Genomic DNA, 20,764 nt, shown 5'->3' on the forward strand with positions numbered 1-20,764 from the left:
CGGGTGCGGGGGCACTCGGAGGCGTGGCATAGCATCAACTTCCCTTTTGCACCTGGCCACTTACCCTCAAGGCTGCTCGCATGCCAGACAGAACCACGGCGGACGCCAACCCCACGGATGCCGACGCGTCCTCGTCGTTCGTGGACGAGGTGATCGAGAGTGTCCTCCCCGACGCGGCGGACACGGACCGGCACAGACGGAACCGGAAGGTCCGCATCAGCGTGGGCTGGGTGGTCGTCAGCTCGCTCGTGCTGTTCCTGCTGACGAAGGGCGTCGACTGGCTGACCTCGGAGCACGACGCGAAGGTGGCGAGCGAGGCCGACGACAAGGTCGACAGGACGGGGCCCGCGTTCTCCGCCAGTGTCCGGCAGGACACCGAGAACGGCGAGGCCTCGCTCTACAACGCCCCGTTCTCCGGTCAGGAGAAGCAGCAGATCCTGGGCGCGTCCCGGGACCTGCGTCCGATCAGCCAGGCCCATCACGGACGTGGCGTCTTCTACACCGACGTCTGGCGCCTCTCGACGGACGCGCAGTGGTGGGGCTACTCCGAGGCATGGCTGGCGGACCTCATCAGCGACCGGAAGGCCGCCCTCGTCGTCAACGGTATGCGGATGAAGGACGTCCGGTGCACCCCCGCCAAGGCCAACACCGTGATCATCACGCACGGTGAGGGCGGGGGCAGCTACGACGGAATGCTCTTCGACGTGACGCGCTCCACCAGCGTCCCCGTACTGACCGGGGAGGACGAAGAGGCGTACGGCGAGCCGTACTTCGCGCACAAGAAGATCGACCTCGGCAACGGCGCCACCCCTGGAGGCCTGCGTATCCAGGTCACGTCCGGGACGAAGGACTGCACCTGGAAGGCCTTCGAGGTCACCTACGTGGACTCGGACGGAACCCACACGCAGGACATCACGAACAACGGCAAGGGCTTCACGGTGCACGGCATCGCGGCACACCCCGAGCAGGTGTACGAGTTCAACGTCACCGGCATGCTGGAGTGCACCCCGCTGGAGCTGGGGCGCTACGACTGCCCGGGATGGTGACGGGGATGCGCACATGGCAGCGGAGCCTGACCGCGGCCGGGGTCCGGACACCGCAGCTGCGGAACGACTACGGCGAAGCGCGCCGGCTGGTGGCACGGTTCCGCCGCAGTTCCTACCTGGCGGCCCGTCTGCTGCTGCCGCCGTCGGTGCTGCCGCACGTGGTGGCGGCGACGGCCGTGATGCACCACGCGGACAACCTGCTGGACACCGGCCCGAAGCCGCAGCGGATCGCGGCGTGGGCGTCCTGGGAGCAGCGGGTGCGCAAGGCGCTGGAGACGGGGGTGGCCGACGATCCGCTGATCCGCACGTTGCTGCACACCGTCGCCGCGTATCCACGGCTTCGGGGTGCGGTCGAGGAGTATCTGGCCACCGCCGGCGCCGAGCTGGAGTTCACCGGCTTCGACTCCGAGGCCGACTACCAGGCCTACGTGGACGCCTACTCGCTGCCCGCCTTCATGCTGGTGGCCGTGCTGCTGGGTCCTGAGGACGACGACGGCCCGTACCGGGCGATGTGCCGGACACTCATCGACGGCAGCCAACGGCTGGACTTCGTCAACGATCTCGCCGAGGACATCGCGGAAGGGCGGCCGGGCATCCCGGCCCGGACGCTGGCGCGTTTCTCGGTCACACCGGAAGACCTCGCGGCGGGCCATGAGCCGCCGGGCCTGCGCGAGTTGGTGGAACACGAGGTCGGGGCGGCCCTGATCGCCCTGGAGGCGGCCCGTGAACTGCCCGCCCAGGTCCCGGCCCCCGGCCGGGCACTCCTGAACGCGTTCGTCGAGATCGAACTCCTGACCGCCGACGCGGCACTGGCACGCGGAGCGGCGCTGCTCCACGGTTCAGCGAGCCCTCCGCTGCTGGGCACGCTGCGGGTCCTACGGGATGCCCGCCGCACCGCGAGAAGCGCCGGACGCATCACGGGAGACAGGAAGGGGTCGGCTCCCGGAGGAGTCGACCCCATTTGACCTGCATATTCGTCAAGAACCCGGGGGGCGGTTCATCAGCACGCGAACCCGCCGACGACCACGTCCGCTCCGTCCAGGCCGTGTGACGCGGCTCACGTGAGCCGTTCGGGTCTGCGCTCCGTTTAGAGCGTGACGCAGCTCAACGCGCGCCGTAACGCGGAGCATTCGGTTCACGGAAGAGTGGAGTGAGCGCATCGTCGTGTCGCACTTATCCCATTGCGTGGTGTGTTCCGCTGGAATACCGGCGGCGAGTGAATCACGGAGAACGCGGCTCTACTGCTCGAACGCTTGTCGGCAGCGGGCGTACCGGCACCGCTCAGGGACGGGGGGCGGTGGCCGAACGGAGTCGGGAGGCGCGGGTGCCGGGCCCCGGGCGGGGCTGGACAGCTTCGTCGGGCGGCAGCAGGAGTCGGCGGCGCTCGCCCGGCTGGCCAGGCACCACCGGCTGATCACTCTGTTCGGTCCCGGCGGGGTCGGCAAGACCAGGATGGCGACGCAGTACGCGGCGTCCGTGGCCGTGCGCCAGGCGTTCTCCGACGGGGTGCACCTGGTCGAGCTGGGCGGGATCAGCCGCTCCGACCTCGTCGCGCAGGCCGTGGCCGAGGCCGTGGGTGCGACGCAGCAGCCCGGCGGGGCTCTGGAGGACTCGCTGGCCGAGGCACTGGGCGGCAAGAACGCACTGCTGGTCCTGGACAACTGCGAACACCTCGTCGAGGCGTGCAGCGCGCTGATCGCCTCGCTCCTGCCGCGCTGTCCGAAAGTGCGCGTCATCGCCACGAGCCGGGAGACACTGCGGCTGCCCGGCGAGAAGGTGTTCCCGGTGGCCGAGCTGGCCGTGGACGACGCGATGCAGCTGTTCGCGGACCGCGCGATCGATGTGGCGGCGGCCTTCGCCGTCACTCCCGACAACCGCGACGCCGTGCGGTCGATCTGCGAGCGGCTGGACAATCTGCCGCTCGCCGTCGAGCTGGCGGCGCGGCTGGTACGGCTGCTGCCGCTGCACGAGATCCTCAACCGGTTGCAGGACCGTTTCTCCCTGCTGACCTCCGACACGAGAAACGCCGACAGCAGACATCGCAGTCTGTACGCCGCGATCGACTGGAGCTACGGACTGCTCAGCCCCGCCGAACAGGCGCTGCTGCGGCGGTTGTCGGTGCTGCCGGGCGGATTCGGCCTAGATCTGGCGGGCACGGTCTCGGCGGACCTCGGGGAGCCGGTCATCAAGCTGATCGCCGGACTGGAGTCCAAGTCGCTGTTGACGCCGGTGACGGCAGGGGCCGGGGCGGGCACAGAGGGCCACGCGCGGTTCCGGCAGCTGGAATCCGTACGGGCCTATGCCCGGGAACAGCTCCTCGCCCACGGTGAGTGGGATCTCGCCGCCGAGCAGTTGGTGGCCGCGCTCACCACCCTGGCGTCCGCGCAGGCCGAGCAGTTCACCATGGACCGCCGGACCGCCGACCGTCTCTTCGCGGAGCAGGCCAATCTGCTCTTCGCCATCGAGTACGTACGCGGCCGGGCCGACCCTCGTGAGGTGCTGCTGGCCGCCACGCTGATCCGGTGCCGCACCGCGCGGGGCATCATCTCCGACAGCCGTGAACAGCTGACCAGGGCTCTGCGGGTCGCGGGCGCGCCCGTGACGTACCGGGCTCTGGCCCTGGAGGAGTCGGCGTGGCAGGCCGCCTGGCTCGGTGACCACGAAGCCGCCCTGGTGTCCGCGCGGGAGGCTGTCGAACTGGCTCGGGACGCGCACCGGCCGTTGCGCTGCCGGGCCCTCACCGCATTGGCCTTCGCCCATCAGGTGTGCGAGAACTACGCGGAAGCGACCGCGAACTTCGCGGAGTGTCTGGAACTCCTGCGGGATTTCGGCGACCCGGCGAGCATCGCGGTCTGCCGGCACAATCTGGCCTGGGCGACGATGCTGAGCGGCGACCTGGACAGGGCGGCGGCGCTGCTCGAGGAAATCCTGCCGATCTACCGCGGCCGCGGCAGTGGCGAACCGACCCGGCTGGCGAACGTCCTGCACACGGCGGGCACCCTGGAGCTGCGCAGGGGCGACCTGGTCACGGCGGCCACGCACTTCGCAGCCGGGCTCCAGGCCCTGGGCGATCACCATGCACGGCCCACCCCCTACTTGCTGGAAGGGCTGGCGATCGTCGCGCTGCGCAGCGGTCGCGCGGAGCGCGGACTGCGGCTGGCCGGCGGGGCCGAGAGTCTGCGGCAGGCCCTGGGTTCGCAGGATGACGAACCGTGGTGGCAGCAGTTGTTGACCGACGCGGTGGAGGCCGTACGCGCCCGGCAGCGCGGTGGCGACGTGGACCGCGCTCTCGCCCAGGGGCGGCGGCTGTCGCCGACCGGCGTCGTCGGCTACGCGTTGCGCCAGGGAGCCGTGCGGCCGGCCCCGGAGCCCGCGCCGTCGCCCATGGTCAGCGCCCGGGAACGGGAAGTGGCCGCGCTCGTCGCGCAAGGCAGCAGCAATGTCGAGATCGCGACCCGGTTACGGATCTCGGAACGCACCGTCGAATCCCATCTGTCCAGCGTGAGAACGAAGTTGGACCTGCGGTCGCGGGCTCATCTGGCGGCCTGGGCCGCACGCAACCTGCCACAGACCGGTTGAGCCACTCCCTCCTGCCCACAGACCGGTCGCCGATCTTCATGGCCTTCCAGGCTCGATGTCCCGATGTCCCGATGTCCCGATGTCCCGATGTCCCGATGTCCCGATGTCCCGATGTGTCGATGTGTCGATGTGTCGATGCCTCATGTCTCACTCGCACTCCGCGTCCTCGGTCGCGCCCCAGCGGTCATACCCGTCTCACAGGGCGCTGAGCTGCGCAGACCGGCGGATCGCCCCGACGTTACGTAACGCCTGAGGGCAGCCCCGATGGCACGCACCCCGTCAACTGCGAATCTCTGGTCATCAGCCGATCGCGAAAGCGGTCAGCGCCGGGAAATCCGAGTACCGGCAAAACCGAGAAAGAGGAGCACGCCATGGTCCAGCTCAAGAAGAACGCCAAGGCCGCCAAGCCCGCCGAGAAGCCGAACGCCGACACGCGGATCGCCACCCGCGAGCTGAGCGAGGCGGACCTCAAGCGCATCGCCGGCGGCCATCGCGGCGGCGCCCTCCAGTAACCAGCAGCCCCACCGACACGCGGGTCGCCACCCGCGAACCGAGCGACCCGGCCGGGCACCGCATCGTGCGGTGTCCGGCCCCCCTCGGGGCCACACCACCCAGGAAGGACAGGAGGAGAGTCCCGTGCAGTTCCGCCGTACCGCGCTGGCCAGGTTGGACGCCCCGGAGGCCCTGGACATCCCCGTACGCCTGACTCGGCCCGGCGGGTGGCTCGTGCTGGCCGGGCTCGCTGCCGTCGTGGCGTCCGGCTGTCTCTGGGCCTTCGCCGGAACCGTGCCGCGTGATGTCACCGCCACGGGGGTCCTGGCCGTCTCCCAGCCGGCCTTTCCGGTGCAGAGCACCGCGGCCGGTCAGCTCACCGAGCTGCTCGTCCAACCGGGTACGGGCTTCGCCGCCGGGGCTCCGGTGGCCACCGTCACCACCGGCGACGGCACACGGACGACCGTGCGCGCCGCCGTCGCCGGCCGGGCGACCGCCGTACTGGCGAAGCCGGGGCAGTTCGTCACCAACGGGACGACGCTCGCCAACGCCTTCACCGTCGAGACGACGGACGACCCGCTGATGGCCGTGGCCTATGTGCCGGCCGAGCGCAGCACCGAGGTCGGTGTCGGAACCGAGGTGAACCTGACCGTGCGCTCCGTACCGGCCTCGGCCTTCGGCGTACTGCGCGGAACGGTGCTGTTCGTGCAGCACACCCCCGACACGAGCACGCAGATCGCCCCGCTCCTCGGCAAGGAGCTGGCAGCGGAGGTCACCCGCGACGGACCGGTGGCGAAGGTGGCGGTGGCCCTGCGCGCGTCGGACCGGACGGTCAGCGGGTACGCCTGGTCGACCTGGGCCGGTCCGCCCGACCGGCTGGTCTCCGGAAGTCTCGTCACCGCGACGATCTCCCTGCCGCCTGCCCGCCCGATCGAAATGATGTCGCCTTGAGTGCCCGTCGCCCCGACCCGCCCGCAGCGCCTCCCCGCCCCCTCGCTCCTGCCCGCACCCCCTTCCCCCTCGGCATCGGCGCGGCCACCGGCCGCCACCGGAAACGGACCGCGTGGACGCTGCCCGCGCTTCCGGCCCGTCCGTGGCCACACCCGGTACGGACCAGACCCGTCCTCCAGATGGAGGCCACCGAGTGTGGAGCGGCGGCACTCGCGATCGTCCTGGCGCACCACCGTCGCCATGTCCCGCTGGCGGAACTCCGGCTGGTGTGCGGAGTGTCGCGGGACGGGTCCAACGCCGCGAACATCCTCAAAGCCGCCCGCCACTACGGCCTGGACGCCAAGGGCATACAGACCGAGGCCGACGCCCTCACCCACGCGGAGGCGCCGGCCATCCTCTTCTGGAAATTCGACCACTTCGTCGTCTGGGAGGGCACCGGACGCCGCTTCGGCCGCCCGGTGGCCTTCATCAACGACCCGGCCTGCGGACGGTACGTGGTGTCGCCGGAGGAGTTCGACGCCGACTTCACCGGCGTGGCGCTCACCTTCGCCCCGGGGCCGGGCTTTTGCCCGGGAGGCCGGCCGCCGAGGCTCCTCGCCGACGTGCGCACCCGCCTGCACGGCACCTCCGGGGCCCTGCTGATCGGTCTGGTCGCGAGCCTGCTGCTGGTCCTCATCGGCATCGCCACCCCGACGTTCACCATCGCCGTCGTCAACGCGATTCTGCTCGGCTCCGACACCTCGTCGCTGCGGCCGTTCTTCGGGTGGATGGCGGTCGTGGTCGTCGTCACGCTCGGCCTGACCCTGCTCCAGCAGGGCTATCTGCTGCGCATACAACTGGCCTCGTCGGCCCTCGGCCACGCCCGGTTCCTGCGCCATCTGCTGCGCCTCCCGGTCTCCTTCTTCGGCCAGCGCGGCCCGGCGGAGGTCACCAAACGGCTGGAGACCAACGGCGAGGTCGCCCAGACCGTGGCCAGGGATCTGGTCAGCGTGCTGGTCAACGGTGTGGTCATCGTGGTGTACGCCGCGCTGATGTGGGCCTACGACGTACGGCTCGCGCTGATCGGAGTGGGCCTGGCGCTGCTCAACGCCGTGGCCCTGGGGGCCGTGGTGCGCAGCCGGGAGAGCGCGGTCGCGAAACTCGTCGCGGACCGGGGGAAGTTCTACGAGGTGTCGTTCGACGGACTGCACCTGATCGAGACCATGAAGGCCACCGGTGGCGAGAGCGCGTACTTCCAGCGGTGGGCAGGCCATCAGGCGGCCACGGTGAACGCCCGGCAACGGCTGTTCACGCCGAGCGCGGTGTTCGCCACCGCGGCACCTGCGCTCGCCGTCGTCGCGAGTGCGCTGGTACTGCTCGTCGGTGGCCTGCGCGCGGTGGAGGGGGCGGTCTCCATCGGCGTACTGGTCGCCTTCCAGACCCTGATCACCAGCTTTGCCCGGCCGGTCGACGAACTGACCGCGGTGGCCGCCCGGGTGCAGGACATGAACGCCGACGTCGCGCGGCTCAAGGACGTCGAGGACTTCCCGGCCGACGAGGTCTTCGCCCGACCGGAACCCGAACGGATCCGCCGGCTGGGCGGCCGGCTGGAGTTCGACGCGGTCACCTTCGGCTACGCGCCCCTGGCCGAGCCGCTGCTCCGCGACTTCTCCTTCGCCGTCGGCCCGGGACAGCAGGTGGCGCTCGTCGGCGGCTCCGGCAGCGGCAAGTCGACGACGATCCGTCTGATCTCCGGTCTCCACACCCCCTGGTCGGGCGAGATCCGGCTGGACGGGCAGCCCCACACTACCGTCTCACGCGGCACGCTCGCCGCCTCGGTCGCCTTCGTGGACCAGGAGATCTGTCTCTTCGAGGGAACGGTGCGCGACAACGTCACGCTGTGGGATCCGTCGATCCCCGACGACGCGGTCGTCGCCGCCCTCAGGGACGCCGCCGTGTGGGACGTGGTGGCCGGCCGGCCCGGCGGCATCCACTCCCCGGTCGATGAGCACGGCCGCAATTTCTCGGGCGGCCAGCGCCAGCGCCTGGAGATCGCGCGTGCGCTGGTGCGTTCGCCCAGCGTGCTCGTCCTCGACGAGGCGACCAGCGCCCTGGACGCCGAGACCGAGCAGGTGATCGAGGGCAATCTGCGCCGACGCGGCTGCGCGTGCGTGGTCATCGCGCACCGGCTGAGCACCGTACGGAACAGCGACGAGATCATCGTCCTCGACCGGGGCCGGGTGGTCGAGCGCGGACGCCACGAGGATCTGATACGCGCCGCCGGTCCCTACGCGGACCTGGTGAAGGGCCATTGACATGACCGAGTTGCTCTCCGGCCCCGATCCCGACACCGGACACGGCTACGGACACCCCGGCGGCACCGGCACCGACGCGGTTGCCCACCGTCCCGACCCGCTGGATTCCGTGCAACCCGCTCACTACGGCCGGATGTGGGAACTCGCGTCGACGGACCAGTCGACGCTCGCCGGTGACGACACCCTCTGGCTGGTGACCGGCGGAGCGCTGGACCTGTTCGCGGCGGACGCCGGCGGACGGGGCCACTGGCGCTTCCTCGGCCGCGCCGAGCCGGGCGCGCTGCTGCCCTCCCTGCCGCACGGCGACCGGCATGTGCTGACGGGCAGGGCGACGCCGGGATGCGCGCTGTACCGGGTCCGCACCGCCGAACTGATTCCGGCGCCGAACGAACCGCACGACCAACGGCACGACGAGCCGCACAGCACTTCGCAGTCCGACGCGTTCATCACGTCCACCGCGTCCTCCAGGTCTGCCCTTGCCGCCGCCCTGGACGCCGGTCTGAGCGCCCTGCTCGACGCCGTACGACAGCCACCGCCACCACTCCCACCCGAGCGGACCGTCCGGATCACGCCCGACGCGCACACCGAACTCGGCGCCCACCAGTCCGGAGCGGCCGCTCCGTCCGCCGGAGCGGTCACCTGGATCCGGGTGGTGAGCGGACAGGCGGGCACCGACGACGGCACGCTGCCGCCGCCCGAGGCAGGCCGGTTCACGCCCATGGGCGCACACGACCGGGTGCGCGGCGAGCCCACCGCCGTGGTGGCCGCTTGTACGACCTCGCGCCTGCTGTCGGACGGCTCGCTCCGGCGGCACCTGGACGACTTCCGGCCACACCTGATGTCCGCGCTCAGCCGACGCGTCATCGAAGAGGACCGGCAGGACGAGGCCCGGCTGACCGCCGGCCGGCGGGCGAGGGAGGCCGCTCTCGACCAGGCGGTGCACGCGCTCCGTGAGCACGTCCGGCCCTCGTCCGCCCCCGAACCGGACACGAGAAGGAACCCCGGCCCCCGCACAACAACCGCCGCCTCCGCCTCCGCTCCTTCTTCCTCCGCCCGCTCCCCCACCGCCGCGCAGGCCGAACACGCGGCGGCGGTCGTCGTCGAGATGGTCGCCGAGGCGGCCGGAATCACCGCCTCACCGACCCACCGCGCCGTGGACCACGCCCCGCACCCCGACCCCGTACACCGAATCGTCCGGATCGCACGGACCGCCCGTCTGCCCAACCGTCCCGTAGACCTCACCGGCACCTGGTGGCGCACGGACATCGGGCCCCTCGTCGGCTTCCTCCGCGAAGGCGACACGCCGGTCGCGCTCCTCCGCCGGCGCGGGCACTACGAAATGGCCGACCCGTCCGGCGGACCCCGCGTTCGCGTCACCGCGCGGACCGCCGGCCGACTGCGTACCCGTGCCGTCACGTTCTACCGGCCGCTCCCCGACGACACGGGGAACGTCACCCGCCTGCTGTTCTCGTACGGCCTGCACGGCTGCCGTGCCGACCTGCTGCGGCTGACCGCGGCCGGCCTCGCGGCCGTCGCGCTCGGACTCCTGGTACCCATCGCGACCGGCCAGGTCCTCGGCCGGTTCGTGCCCGACGGACAGCGCCCGCTCATCATCCAGACGTGCCTCGCCGTGATCGTCGCGGGCCTCGTGGCCATGGGGTTCGGCATCGTGCGGAACCTGGCCGTGCTGCGCATCGAAGGACGCTTCGAAACCACTGTGCAGGCCGGTGTGTGGGACCGGCTGCTGCGCCTGCCGGCCTCCTTCTTCGGCCGGTACTCCACCGGTGAACTCGCAGGCGCGGCGCTCGGCGTCAGCCGGATCGGCGAGGTCGTCTCCGGCGTGGCCATGACCGTCGTACAGGCTGTCCTGCTCGTCGCGGTCAACTTCGCGCTTCAGCTCTGGTACAGCCCACCGCTGGCCCTGCTCTCCGCCACCATGGTCGCCCTCAGCGCCGCCGTCCTCTCCGTCATCGGCGCCCGGGAACTGACCTGGCACCGCAGACTGGCGAAGCTCGACAACGCGCTTACCAACAAGGTCTTCCAGACCCTGCGCGGACTGCCCAAACTGCGCGTCGCGGCGGCGGAGAACTACGCGTACGCCCACTGGGCCAGGGACTTCGTCGAAAGCCAGCGCATACGCCGACGAGTGCGGCGGCTCCAGAACGCCGTCACCGCCTTCGGTGCCGCCTATGTCCCCTTCTGTACCTTCATCCTGCTCGCGCTGCTCGCCGGACCCGCCAGAGACGCGATGCCGGTCGACGGAATCCTCACCTTCACGGTGTCCTTCACCACTCAGCTGACCGCGACCGCCCAGCTCGTCACCGCCCTGACCTCCGCAGGCGCCGTCATCCCGCTGTTCGGCCGGCTCGAACCCATCCTCACCCAGCCCCCCGAGATCTCCGAGAACAGCCGCCACCCCGGAGAACTGACCGGTGCCATCGACGTACGCGGCGCCACCTTCCGCTACTCCCCCGACGGACCACCCGTCCTCGACGACGTCACCTTGCGGGTCCGCCCCGGCGAATTCGTGGCCGTCGTCGGCCCGAGCGGCTGCGGAAAGTCGACCCTGCTGCGCCTCCTCCTCGGCTTCGCCGCACCCGAAAGCGGCTCGGTCCACTACGACGGCCAGGATCTGGCCGCGCTCGACCTCACCGCCGTACGCCGCCAGTGCGGCGTCGTCCTCCAGCACGCGCAGCCGTTCACCGGCACCGTCCTGTCCAACATCCGCGGCGCGGAGGCGTACTCCCTGGACGAGGTGCGGGAAGCGGCGCGGATGGCCGGCCTCGCCGACGACATCGCCCAACTGCCCATGGGACTGCACACGGTCCTGTCGGACAACGGGAGCACGTTCTCGGCCGGGCAGCGACAGCGCCTGATGATCGCGCAGGCCCTGATCCGGCGGCCGCGGATCCTCTTCCTGGACGAGGCGACCAGCGCCCTGGACAACCACACACAGCGGATCGTGACCGAGAGCACCCGCGCCCTGCGGGCGACCCGCGTGGTCATCGCCCACCGGCTGTCCACGATCATGGAGGCCGACCGGGTGATCGTCCTGTCGGAAGGCCGCATCGTCCAGTCCGGGCCGCCGGACGAACTCCTCGCCGACGCCACGGGGTTGTTCCACCACTTCGTACGCCGACAGGTGCGGTGAGCGTCGGCCGGCCTCGGTGGCCGGGCCGCGTTCAGCGGAAGAGCTGACCGCGGACCGCCCCGTCGGGGAACTCCGCGGTGTGGATGTTGGCGTAGAAGGCGGTGGGGTTCTTCTTCAGCTGCTGGACCGTCGCGGCGTCCGGCACCGGGACCGCGCCGGAGAGGGCGAAGATGTTCTCCGGGGCGGGGGTGGTGAAGAGCGGGACCTTCACCTCACCGTTCTTGCCCAGGACGCCCTCGTGGATGTGGCCGGCGACCGGGGCCGCGATGTTGACCCAGGCCACGGAGTAACCGACCATGCCCTGGCCGGGGTAGACGAAGGCAACGGCGTGGCCGTCCGGGTCACCCGCGGCGGCCGGGTCGTCGGCCGGGATCTCCTGGCCGCCGTCGGCGAGAGCGCGGAGTTTGCCGCCTCGGATGATGCTGAGCGGGTTGATCGCCTTGCCGAACGGCTTGAGTTGGCCGCGGACCGCTCCGCCGGGGAACTCCGCGCTGTGCAGGTTGACGTAGAAGCCGCTCGGGTCGGTGCGCAGCCGCTCGGCGAGGGCGGCGTCGGTGATCGCGGTCTGGCCGGCGGCGGAGTGGACACCGGCGGGCATGGCGGTGGTGAACAGACCGGCCTTGACATCGCCGTTGGCCCCTGCCTTGCCCTCATGGATGTGGCCGAGGGTGGGGGTGTCGATGCCGTTCCAGGTCAGTGCGAAGGTGATGCGGTCGCCCTTGACCTTGATCAGGGCGACGGCCTTGCCATCCTGGTCGCCGACCGCCGGACCGTTCGGCACGGGCACTTCCTGGGTGCCGTCGAGCTGGGCGATGAGTGACATCGCCGGGGCGCCCGCCGACACGGACGACAGCCGGGTGGGAGCCGAGGAGGAGACCGTGGCGGCGCCACTGTGGCCGGCATGGTCGTCGGCCACGGCCGGCGCGCCGGCGGCACCGACGAGCAGAGCGCCGGCGACTACGGCCGCCATCGGGAAACCGCGCATTTTCTTTCCCCTTCCGAGGACACGTCGAGAACGGATTCGATTCACGACCGGTCCACGAGCGTGAGCCCGGGAAGGTTCAACGGAGATCCGGAGAAGTGCGGATCGCGGCCCGACTGAACCACTCCTGCCGCGCGCACGTGTGGGAATCCGCAACGCGATTTCGCGAGTTCCCATCCGGATTCCTGACTGAACAAGGACGGTCGACAATCATGCGCGCACGAATCACCCTGGTCGCGATTCCCCTCGCCCTGCTGAGCCTGTCCGCCTGCGGCGGAGCCGACAAGGAGAAGGAGACGGGCGGCGCCTCCTCTTCGGGGAAGGGTTCCGCCCGGACGTCGGTCGAGGTGGCCGACTCCGGCCTCGGCGACATCCTGGTCGACCAGGACGGCCGCACGCTGTACGCCTTCACCAAGGACAAGGCGGGCGCCGGCAACTGCGACGCCGACTGCATCGCCGTATGGCCCGCGCTGACCAGCACCGCCGCGGCCACGGCAGGGCCCGGTACGGACAGGGCGCTGCTGGGCGAGGCCAAGAACGCCGGAGGCGCGGTCCAGGCGACGTACGGGGACTGGCCGCTCTACTACTACGTGGGCGACGCGGCTCCCGGCGACGTCAACGGGCAGGGGCTGGACGGGGAGTGGTTCGTGGTGAAGGCGGACGGCAAAATGATCAAGGAGTAACGCGGTATCGAGAAATGAGAAGGGGACGGGGCGGCGCGGCACCACAGGGTGCGGGCCGCCCCTTCGGCATACCGGTCCGGAAGAGGGCCGAACCAGAAAAGGGCTGGTCCAGAAAGGGGCGAACCAGAAAAGGGCCGGTCCGACCGCGTGGTTTCGCTTACGCGGTCGGACCGGCCTCGCCACATTCTCAGATGCGTGCGTTCACATATTCCGTGCCCTTGTCGTTCTCCACCCGGATTTCGGCGATCTCGTCGATCGGCACGGCCGCCGATCCGTCGAGATCGGCGCCCTTCGCCTCGTCGGCGGTGAGCCAACTGCCGGCCACCTCGCGACTGCCGTCCTTGGTCACCACGATCAGCCGGCACAGTTCGCCGGCCGGGATGCCCTTGACCGCGGCGTTGATCCGGACCCAGTCGGCGGCCGGGGTGACCCGTACCGCCATGGTGCTGCCCGTCTCGGCGCTCGTGCCCGAGGCCACCTTGGTACCGGCCACGGGAGTCGACGTCGGTGCGGGCAGTGCGTCGACGTTCTCGTCACCGGAGCTCTGCCCGATCAGTACGCCGCCGCCCAGCACCGCCGCCGCCACGACCGCCGCGACCGCCGCCATGGCGCTCCATCGTCGCCGCTCCGCGCCGTCGCGCTCGCCGCGGGCCTGTCGCAGCGTGCGCTGGAGCATCAGGTCGCCGTCCTCGGGCGGACCGTCGAGGAACGCCTCCGGCGGCACCTCGCCCAGCGCGGACTCCAACTCCCGCAGCCCGTCCAGTTCGTCGCGGCACTTCTGGCACGACGCCACATGTTCGTCGACGGCCAGCACCTCCTGCTCAACGAGCGCGCCCAGGACGTAGGCGCCGAGCAGTTCGCTGTCATGCTGCTGAATGCTCATACCGCCACCTCCTTCAGTGCGACGAGCTTCGCCGTTCTTGGTTTGTTGTCCGCATACATCTCACGCAATGCCTTCAAGGCATAGTGCGACCGGGATTTGACCGTCCCCGGCGGTATTCCGAGGGCCTTCGCCGCCTCGGCGACGCTCCGCCCCTGGAAGTAGATCTCTCTCAGCACGTCCCGGTGGTCCGGGGAGAGCCGGTCGAGCGCTTCCATGACGAGCATCGAGTCCACCACGGCGTCCGCGTGGTCCTTCTCCACCGGCGGTCTGCCCGGAGACTCGGCGACCTCGGTGGGGCGGGCGGCCTTCGCCCGGTACCGGTCGGTGATGATGTTGCGGGCCACGGTGAGCAGCCAACCGCGCACCGAGCCCTTGCCGTTCACCAGCGAATCGGGGTTCTTCCAGGCCCGGACGAGCGTCTCCTGGACCACGTCCTCCGCGGCGCCGCGGTCGCCGGTGAGCCGCTGCGCGTAGGCGAGCAGGGCTCTGCCGTGCTCCTCGTAGAGAGCCCGGATCAGTGCCTCGTCACTCGTTCTCTGCCGAGCGCGGGACCATAAAGCCGCCATCCACTCACTCCGTCCTCTCCTGCTCTCCCGAACTGATGCGCTGGGAACACGAGCAGCGGACGGAGACGGTTCAATTCCGGTTCACCCCCAGCCCGATATGACGCGCCTCGGCGGCGGCGAGGCTTTCGCGGTGGACAGCGCGTTGGTCGTATCGGCATTGAACCGTGCCGGATTCCCAGCCGTTCCTGGGACGACGCGAAGCTCGAACCGAATGACGTGGAACGAAGGGAGCCGGGAGGGACCATGGCCGAAATCGACATGCCGGGAGACGAGGTGGCGCGCGTACGCGACCTCCTGGGACGGGTGATGGAACTCGTCGAGACCAGGGCCTCGGGCTTCGACGCCGCCGACGTCGGTCCGCCGCTGGCGGGCTCGGGCGAGAACTTCGACGACAAGTGGAACGACGGCCGGTTCCAGCTGAAACGGAACGGCAAGGTCCTCAGGGATGCCTGCGAGGCCATCGTGAAGGCCTTCGAGGACGCCGACCGGGACATGGGCCAACAGCTCAAAGAAGGCAACGGCCAGTAGCGGCGGCAACGAACCGGTGATGCAACCCCAAGCGGACGAAAGCGAGTTGGCCATGAGCAGTGACGCGGTGACCTTCGGGATCGCCATCCCGGACACCTGGACCGAGTACGACCTCTCCGGCGACAGCCTCGCCCCGATGCGGGCGGAACTCCTGCGCGAGACCCCCGACAAGGGCGGCCGGGACCGGATCAACGCGACCTTCCGCCAGCTGCGGCGCATCCTGGACGGCGCCCGGCGTCACGGTGCCGTCTACGCGGCCGGCACCACCCAGATGTTCGAGGACGGGCTGCTCATGGCCGGGGTCATGGTCTTCAGCCTGACCCCGCCGCCCGGCGAGAACTTCTCGGCGTACGCCCTCGCCCAGCAGTTCTCGGCGGCCGGCAAGCAGCGGAAGAAGGGCACGACACGTACCTTCACGACGGAACAGCTGCCCGCGGTGGGCCCGGTCGGGCGCCTTGTGGGCGTGGAGGAGGGCGCGCTGGCCGACGGGGTCAGCTACAAGATCCTGGTCATGCACACGGTGGTGCCCGTTCCGGACGAGCGGCGGGCGCTCATCATCACCTGCTTCAGCCCGAACCTGCCGCTGGCGGACCAGCTGTACGACGTCTTCGACGCGATCACGGCCACGTTCGCCTTCGGCGAGGAGGAACCGCCGGCCATGGCGGGCTGACCGCCCGCGTCCGCCGTACCGCCGTCGAGAAGGGCCCGGGTTCAGGAACCCGGGCCCTTCTCCGTGCGTCGGTTGCTGCGGGCGGTAGCCCGAAGTCCCGTTCTACAAGGCCGACTTGGTGTCCGGGACGCGGACCGTGACGAATCGTCCGTCGCCCAGGTGGAGATGGGCCCGGCCCGGTTCCGTGTCCGCGCCGATCAGACCGTACGGGACCCGCTGGCCGACGGCCTCCCCGTCGCCGATGGAGCGCGGGGCCAGCAGCGCGCCGCACCGGTTGCGCCGTACGATCGCCTGCCAGCCCGCGACACCGCTGAGCATCGCCTCGTTGTTGCCCGCCACCACCAGGCCCCAGCCGTCACCCGCGTTGCCGCGCGCGAGGGCCGCCAGGTCGCCGTCGATCTCCGAGTTGATCAGCATCTCGGCGTCGTCCACCAGGATGCCGCCCGCCTGCGAGTCGACCCGGCCCAGCGCGGCCCGGAAGTCCGCGACCGCCAGATCGGAGTCCTCGAAGACCTCGACCACCCCCGGCACCCCGGCCAGCGCGCGCATCGGGGAGTTGCGGGGCGCGATCACGACGATCTTCGTGCCGTGCGAGAGCAGCGAGCGGGCCATCGTGAGCAGCACCGTGCTCCGGCCGCTGCGCGGCGGCCCGGTCACGATGAAGGACGGGATCACGGTCATGTCCGTACCCTTCGCGACCAGTTCGTCGCCTCCGACGCCCACCATCGCCCACAGCGGGGAGAGTTCGGCGGGGCGCTGCCTGCGCTGCCAGGCCTCGTCGAAGGTGAGCCGGTCCGGCAGCACCTCCACCCGGAACGGGCGCCGCTCCTCCGGGACTTCGGCGTCCCGTTCGTGGGTCCGCTCGGCGAGCCGGCCGAGCGCCTCCGCCTGGGCCGCGCCACCGGCGTCCGGCTCGATCAGCGCGATCTGGGCGACACTGGCGTCCTTGACCTGGATCGTGCGGCCCGCCGGAAGATCCTCGGGCACCGAGCGGGACCTGATGCCCACCGTCGCGTAGTCGTTGCGGTCGTTGAGGCGCAGCACCAGCTTGTCCTCGGTCGAGGAGGAGTACCGGCCCTGGCCGAGCACCCGGTCGCCCGACACCACCACATGGACCCCGACCCCGGCGCCCTCGCGCAGCAGCAGCGTCATCTTGTCCATCACGCTGCCCTGGTCGTACAGGCTGAAGTCGCGGTCGAACGCCTCGAACCGGTCGACCAGCAGCACCAGATGGGGCGGTCGCTCCTCCTCGGGCAGGGTCCGGCGCAGCTCGGTGAGGTCCGCCACCCCGCGCTTGCCGAGCAGCCCCCGCCGACGGCCGACCTCGGCGGTGAGCCGGGTCAGCAGCCGTACCACCCGCTCGGTCTGGCCGCGGTCCACCACCGCGCCGCAGTGCGGGAGTCGGGCGAGTGCTTGCAGGGCCCCGTTGCCGCAGTCGAGGCCGTACAGATGGACGTCCGCGCACGAGTGCGTCCCGGCGATGGCGGCGGCCAGTGTGCGCAGGGTCTGTGAACGGCCGCTGCGGGGTGAGCCGATGATGTGCAGATGGCCCGACTCGTCGAGATCGAAGGCGAGTTCGCGCTGTGTCTGCTCGTCGGGCAGGTCCACCAGACCGTACGCGACCGGGGCGAGGCGCCCTTCCACGGCGGCCGGTGCCGGGAGGTCGGCGAGGACCAGGGCCTCGGGCAGCGGCGGCAGCCAGGGGCGGCGGGCCTCGGGCACCGCGAGCTGTTCGGCGGCGCCGCGCACCGCCTCGACCAGCACGGCCAGGTCGGTCACCGCCTGGACGGCGCGCTCCTGCCGGGCGGCGCGGGGCAGCGGTTCGCCCAGCAGTTCCCAGTGCAGTTCGGTGAGGACGGGCGCCGGACGGTCCTCCTCGGCGACCGAGGTGTCGGGGCGGCGACCGCCGATCCGGCCGGTCTGGAAGGGCAGCAGGGCCGCGTGGCCGAGCCGCGCGTAGGCCCGGCCGGGGGTACGCGGGGACAGCTGGCCGGAGTCCGGTGCGTCGATGATGTCGCGGCTCTCGGAGGTGTCGGTGGTGCGCAGCGCGATCCGCAGGTTGGTGTTGGCGCGGATGTCGCCGGTGACGGCGCCCGAGGGGCGCTGGGTGGCCAGCATCATGTGGATGCCGAGCGAGCGGCCCCGCTGGGCGATGTTGACCAGACCGGAGACGAAGTCCGGCAGCTCCCGGACCATGGACGCGAACTCGTCGATGACGATGACGAGCCGTGGCAGGGCGCCGAGTTCGGGGCGGCGGTCGCGCTTGTCGGTGTAGTCGTCGATGTCCTTGGCGGCGGCGTCGGCGAGGATCCGCTCGCGCCTCCTGAGCTCGGCGCCCAGCGACACCAGGGCCCGCTCCACCAGATGCGTGTCGAGGTCGGTGACCATGCCGACGGTGTGCGGCAGGTCCTCGCACTCGGCGAAGGCGCTGCCGCCCTTGTAGTCGATGAGCACGAAGTTCAGCTCGTCCGGGCGGTTGGCGACGGCCAGCGAGGCCACCAGGGTCTGGAGCAGCTCGGACTTGCCGGAGCCGGTGGTGCCCGCGATCAGCCCGTGCGGGCCGTCGGCGGCCAGATCGATGGCGAACGGCCCGTCCACGCCCTCGCCCAGGACCGCCCGGGTGGTGCGGCCTGTGATGACCCAGCCCGCGGCGACCGTGTCCGGCTTGGGGGGTTCGAGACCGAGCACGTCCAACAGCCGCGCGGAGGTGGGCAGCAGACTCTCCTCGGCGTCGTCGCCCACGTCCCGGATCGGGGCGAGGGCCCGTGCGACGCCCACCGACCAGGACCGGCCGGGGGCGTCCATCAGTATCCCGTCGACCGGGTCGGCGCCCTCCTGCTCGACCCGCAGCAGACCGCCGGCCTCGGCCACCGCGACGGCCTGGCACTCCTCGGGCAGCAGCCGTGCCTCGTCGTCCACGCAGAGCGCGTACACGCCGACGGCCGGGCCCTCGCGCAGGATCTGGATGACGCCGGGGAGCGAGCGCAGCCGCCGGGCCCCGTCCAGCACGACCAGCATGTCCGGCTCGCCCACCGCCCCGCCGCGTGCGGCCCGGTCGCCCGCGGCCCGCCTCGCGGCGATCACCGCGTTCAGCTCGGCGATCCGCCGGCCCACGGACTCGGCGCCGGTGCCGATCAGGCTGACCGTGTCCTCGCCGAGGGGCGCGCACTGCGGCAGCCAGTGCACCCAGGACCAGCGGTCGGCGCCGCCGGACCCGGACAGTACGCAGATCCGCAGGTCGGAGGGGCTGTGCAGGGCGGCGGCCTGGGCGATCAGCCAGCGTACGAGGGGTTCGGCGGCGGCGCCTCCGGCGATGCCCATGACACCGGCCCGGCGCAACGGGACCGCCACCGGCACGGCATGGGTGGTCCGGGTGATCCGGCGGCGGTGCTCGGCCTCGGCCGGGTCCTCCAGCTCCAGGTACGCGGGCCGGTCGGCGACCCCCACCCGCATCAGCAGGAAGTCCTCGTCCCGCCAGCGGCGTTCCCACAGCCGCTGGCGCGGGCCGGCGGCGATGAGCAGCGTGGCCGCCGGGTCGGGGCTCGCCGCGCGGCGGGCCCGCTGCTCGGCCAGGACGGCGTCGTCCACGTCCTGTTCCAGCTCGGCCTTCTTCCTCTCGTACTCCGCCAGCTGCTCGGCGTACGTCTCCTTGCCGCGGCGCTTGTTGGCCAGCTGGCCGACGATCGCGATGATCGGGGACAGCAGACCGAAGACCAGGAACCTGAGGTTGTTGAAGATCAGGACGGAGACCGCCGCCATGAGCAGCGGGGCGAATATCAGGGTGAGTTGAAGCTTGAAGTTGGCCGGTTTGGACGGCGGGGCGGGCAGCCGGAACCGGTTCTGCACCGGCGGCGGAAGGAGCCGGGGCGGACGGTTGTAGTCGAGGCCGACGCCGTCCGGCGAGGGGTGCAGCGCGGCGTCGGGGACCGAGGGCGCGGCCAGCTCCAGCAGGACCGGGCCGAGGGAGATCACCGCGCCGGCCGGGCAGCGGGTCCAGGCCGGCGCCGGGGTGTCGTCGACCTTCAGGGTCTGCTGTCCCACGGGGGTGACCGTCACGGTGCCGTCGGCGGTCACCTTGAGCCGGGCGGCGCTCTTCGCGAGGGAGTCGGCGGCGAGCCGGATCCGGCAGCCGTCCGCGGAGCCGATCTCGTAGTCGCCCGGCGGCAGCCGGAACACCGCGCCGGCGTCGGGGCCGCCGATCGCCCGCAGCTCCGCGACTCCGTCCGGCTCGCGGCCGGGCACGAGGACGGGCGCGTCCAGCGCCAGCAGACTGCCGGAGCGCAACTCGGCGGTGCCCACCGGGAGTTCGGGCGGGAGCGGGGTGGTTCCCAGGAAGAGGGCGGGCGGCTCCTCGGGGGTGCCGCCGCGCAGCCGCTGGTGCAGCTCCTCGGCGAGTTCACCGACCGGAACCGCCGGATCGGCCTCGATCATGATGTCCGCGGTCTGGCCCTGCTGCGGGTCGACTGCGGTGACGGTCAGACGCATGGTCGGCGCTCCTAAGGCACACGTGAGGTGGGGACGGTCGGACCCGATCGGGCCGGGCCGGACCACTGGGGTCCGGCCCGGCCCGGGCAGAGTGGTGGGTGATCAGCCGCGGAGGCTGGCGCCCATGTCGGTGTCGAGCTTGTTGAAGCCGTCACCGACGGACTTCACGAAGGCGGAGATACCGGTCAGGCCCTCGGTGACCTGCGTGTAGCTGGCCATGAAGTCCCCGACGAAGGGCTTGAAGTCCCGCTGGGCCGCGGGCGTGTTGTAGCCGTCCTCCGTCAGGGTGTCGAGATCGGTCTTGATCTTCTGGAGCTGGGCGATCGCGATGTCGTACTCGTTCATCGTGGTGGCGGCGGTGGCGGAGGTCTTCTCGTCGTTGACGATGTAGTCGGCCATGGGGATTCTCCCGTTTCTGTTCGGACTGCTGCTTGGATTCCTGCTCGGGTTACTA

At 71.2% G+C, this 20,764-nt stretch carries 15 protein-coding genes; 10 read left to right on the forward strand and 5 right to left on the reverse strand.

Features of this window, described 5'->3' with window-relative positions:
* Nucleotides 1–80: 80 nt before the first annotated feature.
* The 7 genes from OG787_RS15685 (at nt 81) to OG787_RS15715 (ending at nt 11,513) form a co-directional block, all read left to right on the forward strand.
* Complete coding sequence (locus OG787_RS15685) at nt 81–1,046, forward strand: hypothetical protein (RefSeq protein WP_369036677.1); 966 nt, start codon at nt 81–83, stop codon at nt 1,044–1,046.
* Nucleotides 1,047–1,051: 5 nt separating this feature from the next.
* Nucleotides 1,052–2,011, forward strand: a complete 960-nt coding sequence (locus OG787_RS15690; RefSeq protein ID WP_405535522.1) for a squalene/phytoene synthase family protein — start codon at nt 1,052–1,054, stop codon at nt 2,009–2,011.
* A gap of 223 nt (nt 2,012–2,234) precedes the next feature.
* Entirely contained in the window at nt 2,235–4,625 is a 2,391-nt protein-coding gene (locus OG787_RS15695; protein ID WP_405535523.1) for an ATP-binding protein, read from the forward strand.
* Between the two features lie 371 nt (nt 4,626–4,996).
* Nucleotides 4,997–5,137, forward strand: a complete 141-nt coding sequence (locus OG787_RS15700) for a hypothetical protein (protein WP_369036674.1) — start codon at nt 4,997–4,999, stop codon at nt 5,135–5,137.
* A gap of 124 nt (nt 5,138–5,261) precedes the next feature.
* Entirely contained in the window at nt 5,262–6,068 is an 807-nt protein-coding gene (locus OG787_RS15705; protein ID WP_369036673.1) for an HlyD family efflux transporter periplasmic adaptor subunit, read from the forward strand.
* The gene (locus OG787_RS15710; protein ID WP_405535524.1) at nt 6,065–8,362 is read left to right on the forward strand and encodes an NHLP family bacteriocin export ABC transporter peptidase/permease/ATPase subunit; all 2,298 of its coding nucleotides are present in this window, start codon (nt 6,065–6,067) and stop codon (nt 8,360–8,362) included. The genes OG787_RS15705 and OG787_RS15710 overlap by 4 nt, the downstream gene beginning before the upstream one ends.
* A gap of 1 nt (nt 8,363) precedes the next feature.
* A complete protein-coding gene (locus OG787_RS15715; RefSeq protein ID WP_405535525.1) occupies nt 8,364–11,513 on the forward strand; it encodes an NHLP bacteriocin export ABC transporter permease/ATPase subunit in 3,150 nt (1,049 codons plus the stop codon).
* 31 nt (nt 11,514–11,544) lie between these two features.
* Here the strand turns inward: OG787_RS15715 and OG787_RS15720 are convergent, their stop codons facing one another.
* Complete coding sequence (locus OG787_RS15720) at nt 11,545–12,498, reverse strand: CHRD domain-containing protein (protein WP_369036670.1); 954 nt, start codon at nt 12,496–12,498, stop codon at nt 11,545–11,547.
* Nucleotides 12,499–12,707: 209 nt separating this feature from the next.
* Here OG787_RS15720 and OG787_RS15725 point away from each other — a divergent pair, with 209 nt between their 5' ends.
* Nucleotides 12,708–13,178, forward strand: a complete 471-nt coding sequence (locus tag OG787_RS15725; RefSeq protein WP_405535526.1) for a hypothetical protein — start codon at nt 12,708–12,710, stop codon at nt 13,176–13,178.
* A gap of 187 nt (nt 13,179–13,365) precedes the next feature.
* Here the strand turns inward: OG787_RS15725 and OG787_RS15730 are convergent, their stop codons facing one another.
* On the reverse strand, nt 13,366–14,061 hold the full coding sequence (locus tag OG787_RS15730) for an anti-sigma factor (RefSeq protein ID WP_369036668.1): 696 nt from the start codon (nt 14,059–14,061) through the stop codon (nt 13,366–13,368).
* Entirely contained in the window at nt 14,058–14,627 is a 570-nt protein-coding gene (locus OG787_RS15735) for a sigma-70 family RNA polymerase sigma factor (protein WP_405535527.1), read from the reverse strand. Before OG787_RS15735 ends, OG787_RS15730 begins: the two co-directional genes overlap by 4 nt.
* A 243-nt stretch (nt 14,628–14,870) precedes the next feature.
* On the opposite strand from OG787_RS15735, the gene OG787_RS15740 reads away from it, so the two are divergent.
* Together OG787_RS15740 and OG787_RS15745 are read left to right on the forward strand one after the other, a co-directional pair.
* Nucleotides 14,871–15,155: a hypothetical protein gene (locus OG787_RS15740; RefSeq protein WP_369036666.1), complete on the forward strand. Its 285-nt coding sequence runs from the start codon at nt 14,871–14,873 to the stop codon at nt 15,153–15,155.
* Nucleotides 15,156–15,207: 52 nt separating this feature from the next.
* Nucleotides 15,208–15,825, forward strand: coding sequence for a hypothetical protein (locus OG787_RS15745; RefSeq protein ID WP_405535528.1), 618 nt, complete (start codon nt 15,208–15,210; stop codon nt 15,823–15,825).
* Between the two features lie 102 nt (nt 15,826–15,927).
* Here OG787_RS15745 and OG787_RS15750 read toward each other — a convergent pair whose 3' ends face one another.
* Nucleotides 15,928–20,310 carry an FtsK/SpoIIIE domain-containing protein gene (locus OG787_RS15750; protein ID WP_405535529.1) on the reverse strand — a complete coding sequence of 1,461 codons (4,383 nt, stop codon included), beginning with the start codon at nt 20,308–20,310 and terminating at the stop codon, nt 15,928–15,930.
* Nucleotides 20,311–20,412: 102 nt separating this feature from the next.
* Entirely contained in the window at nt 20,413–20,709 is a 297-nt protein-coding gene (locus OG787_RS15755) for a hypothetical protein (RefSeq protein ID WP_369036663.1), read from the reverse strand.
* Between the last annotated feature and the right edge of the window lie 55 nt (nt 20,710–20,764).

It is taken from the genome of Streptomyces sp. NBC_00075, assembly GCF_045041225.1.
GTDB lineage: Bacteria > Actinomycetota > Actinomycetes > Streptomycetales > Streptomycetaceae > Streptomyces > Streptomyces adonidis.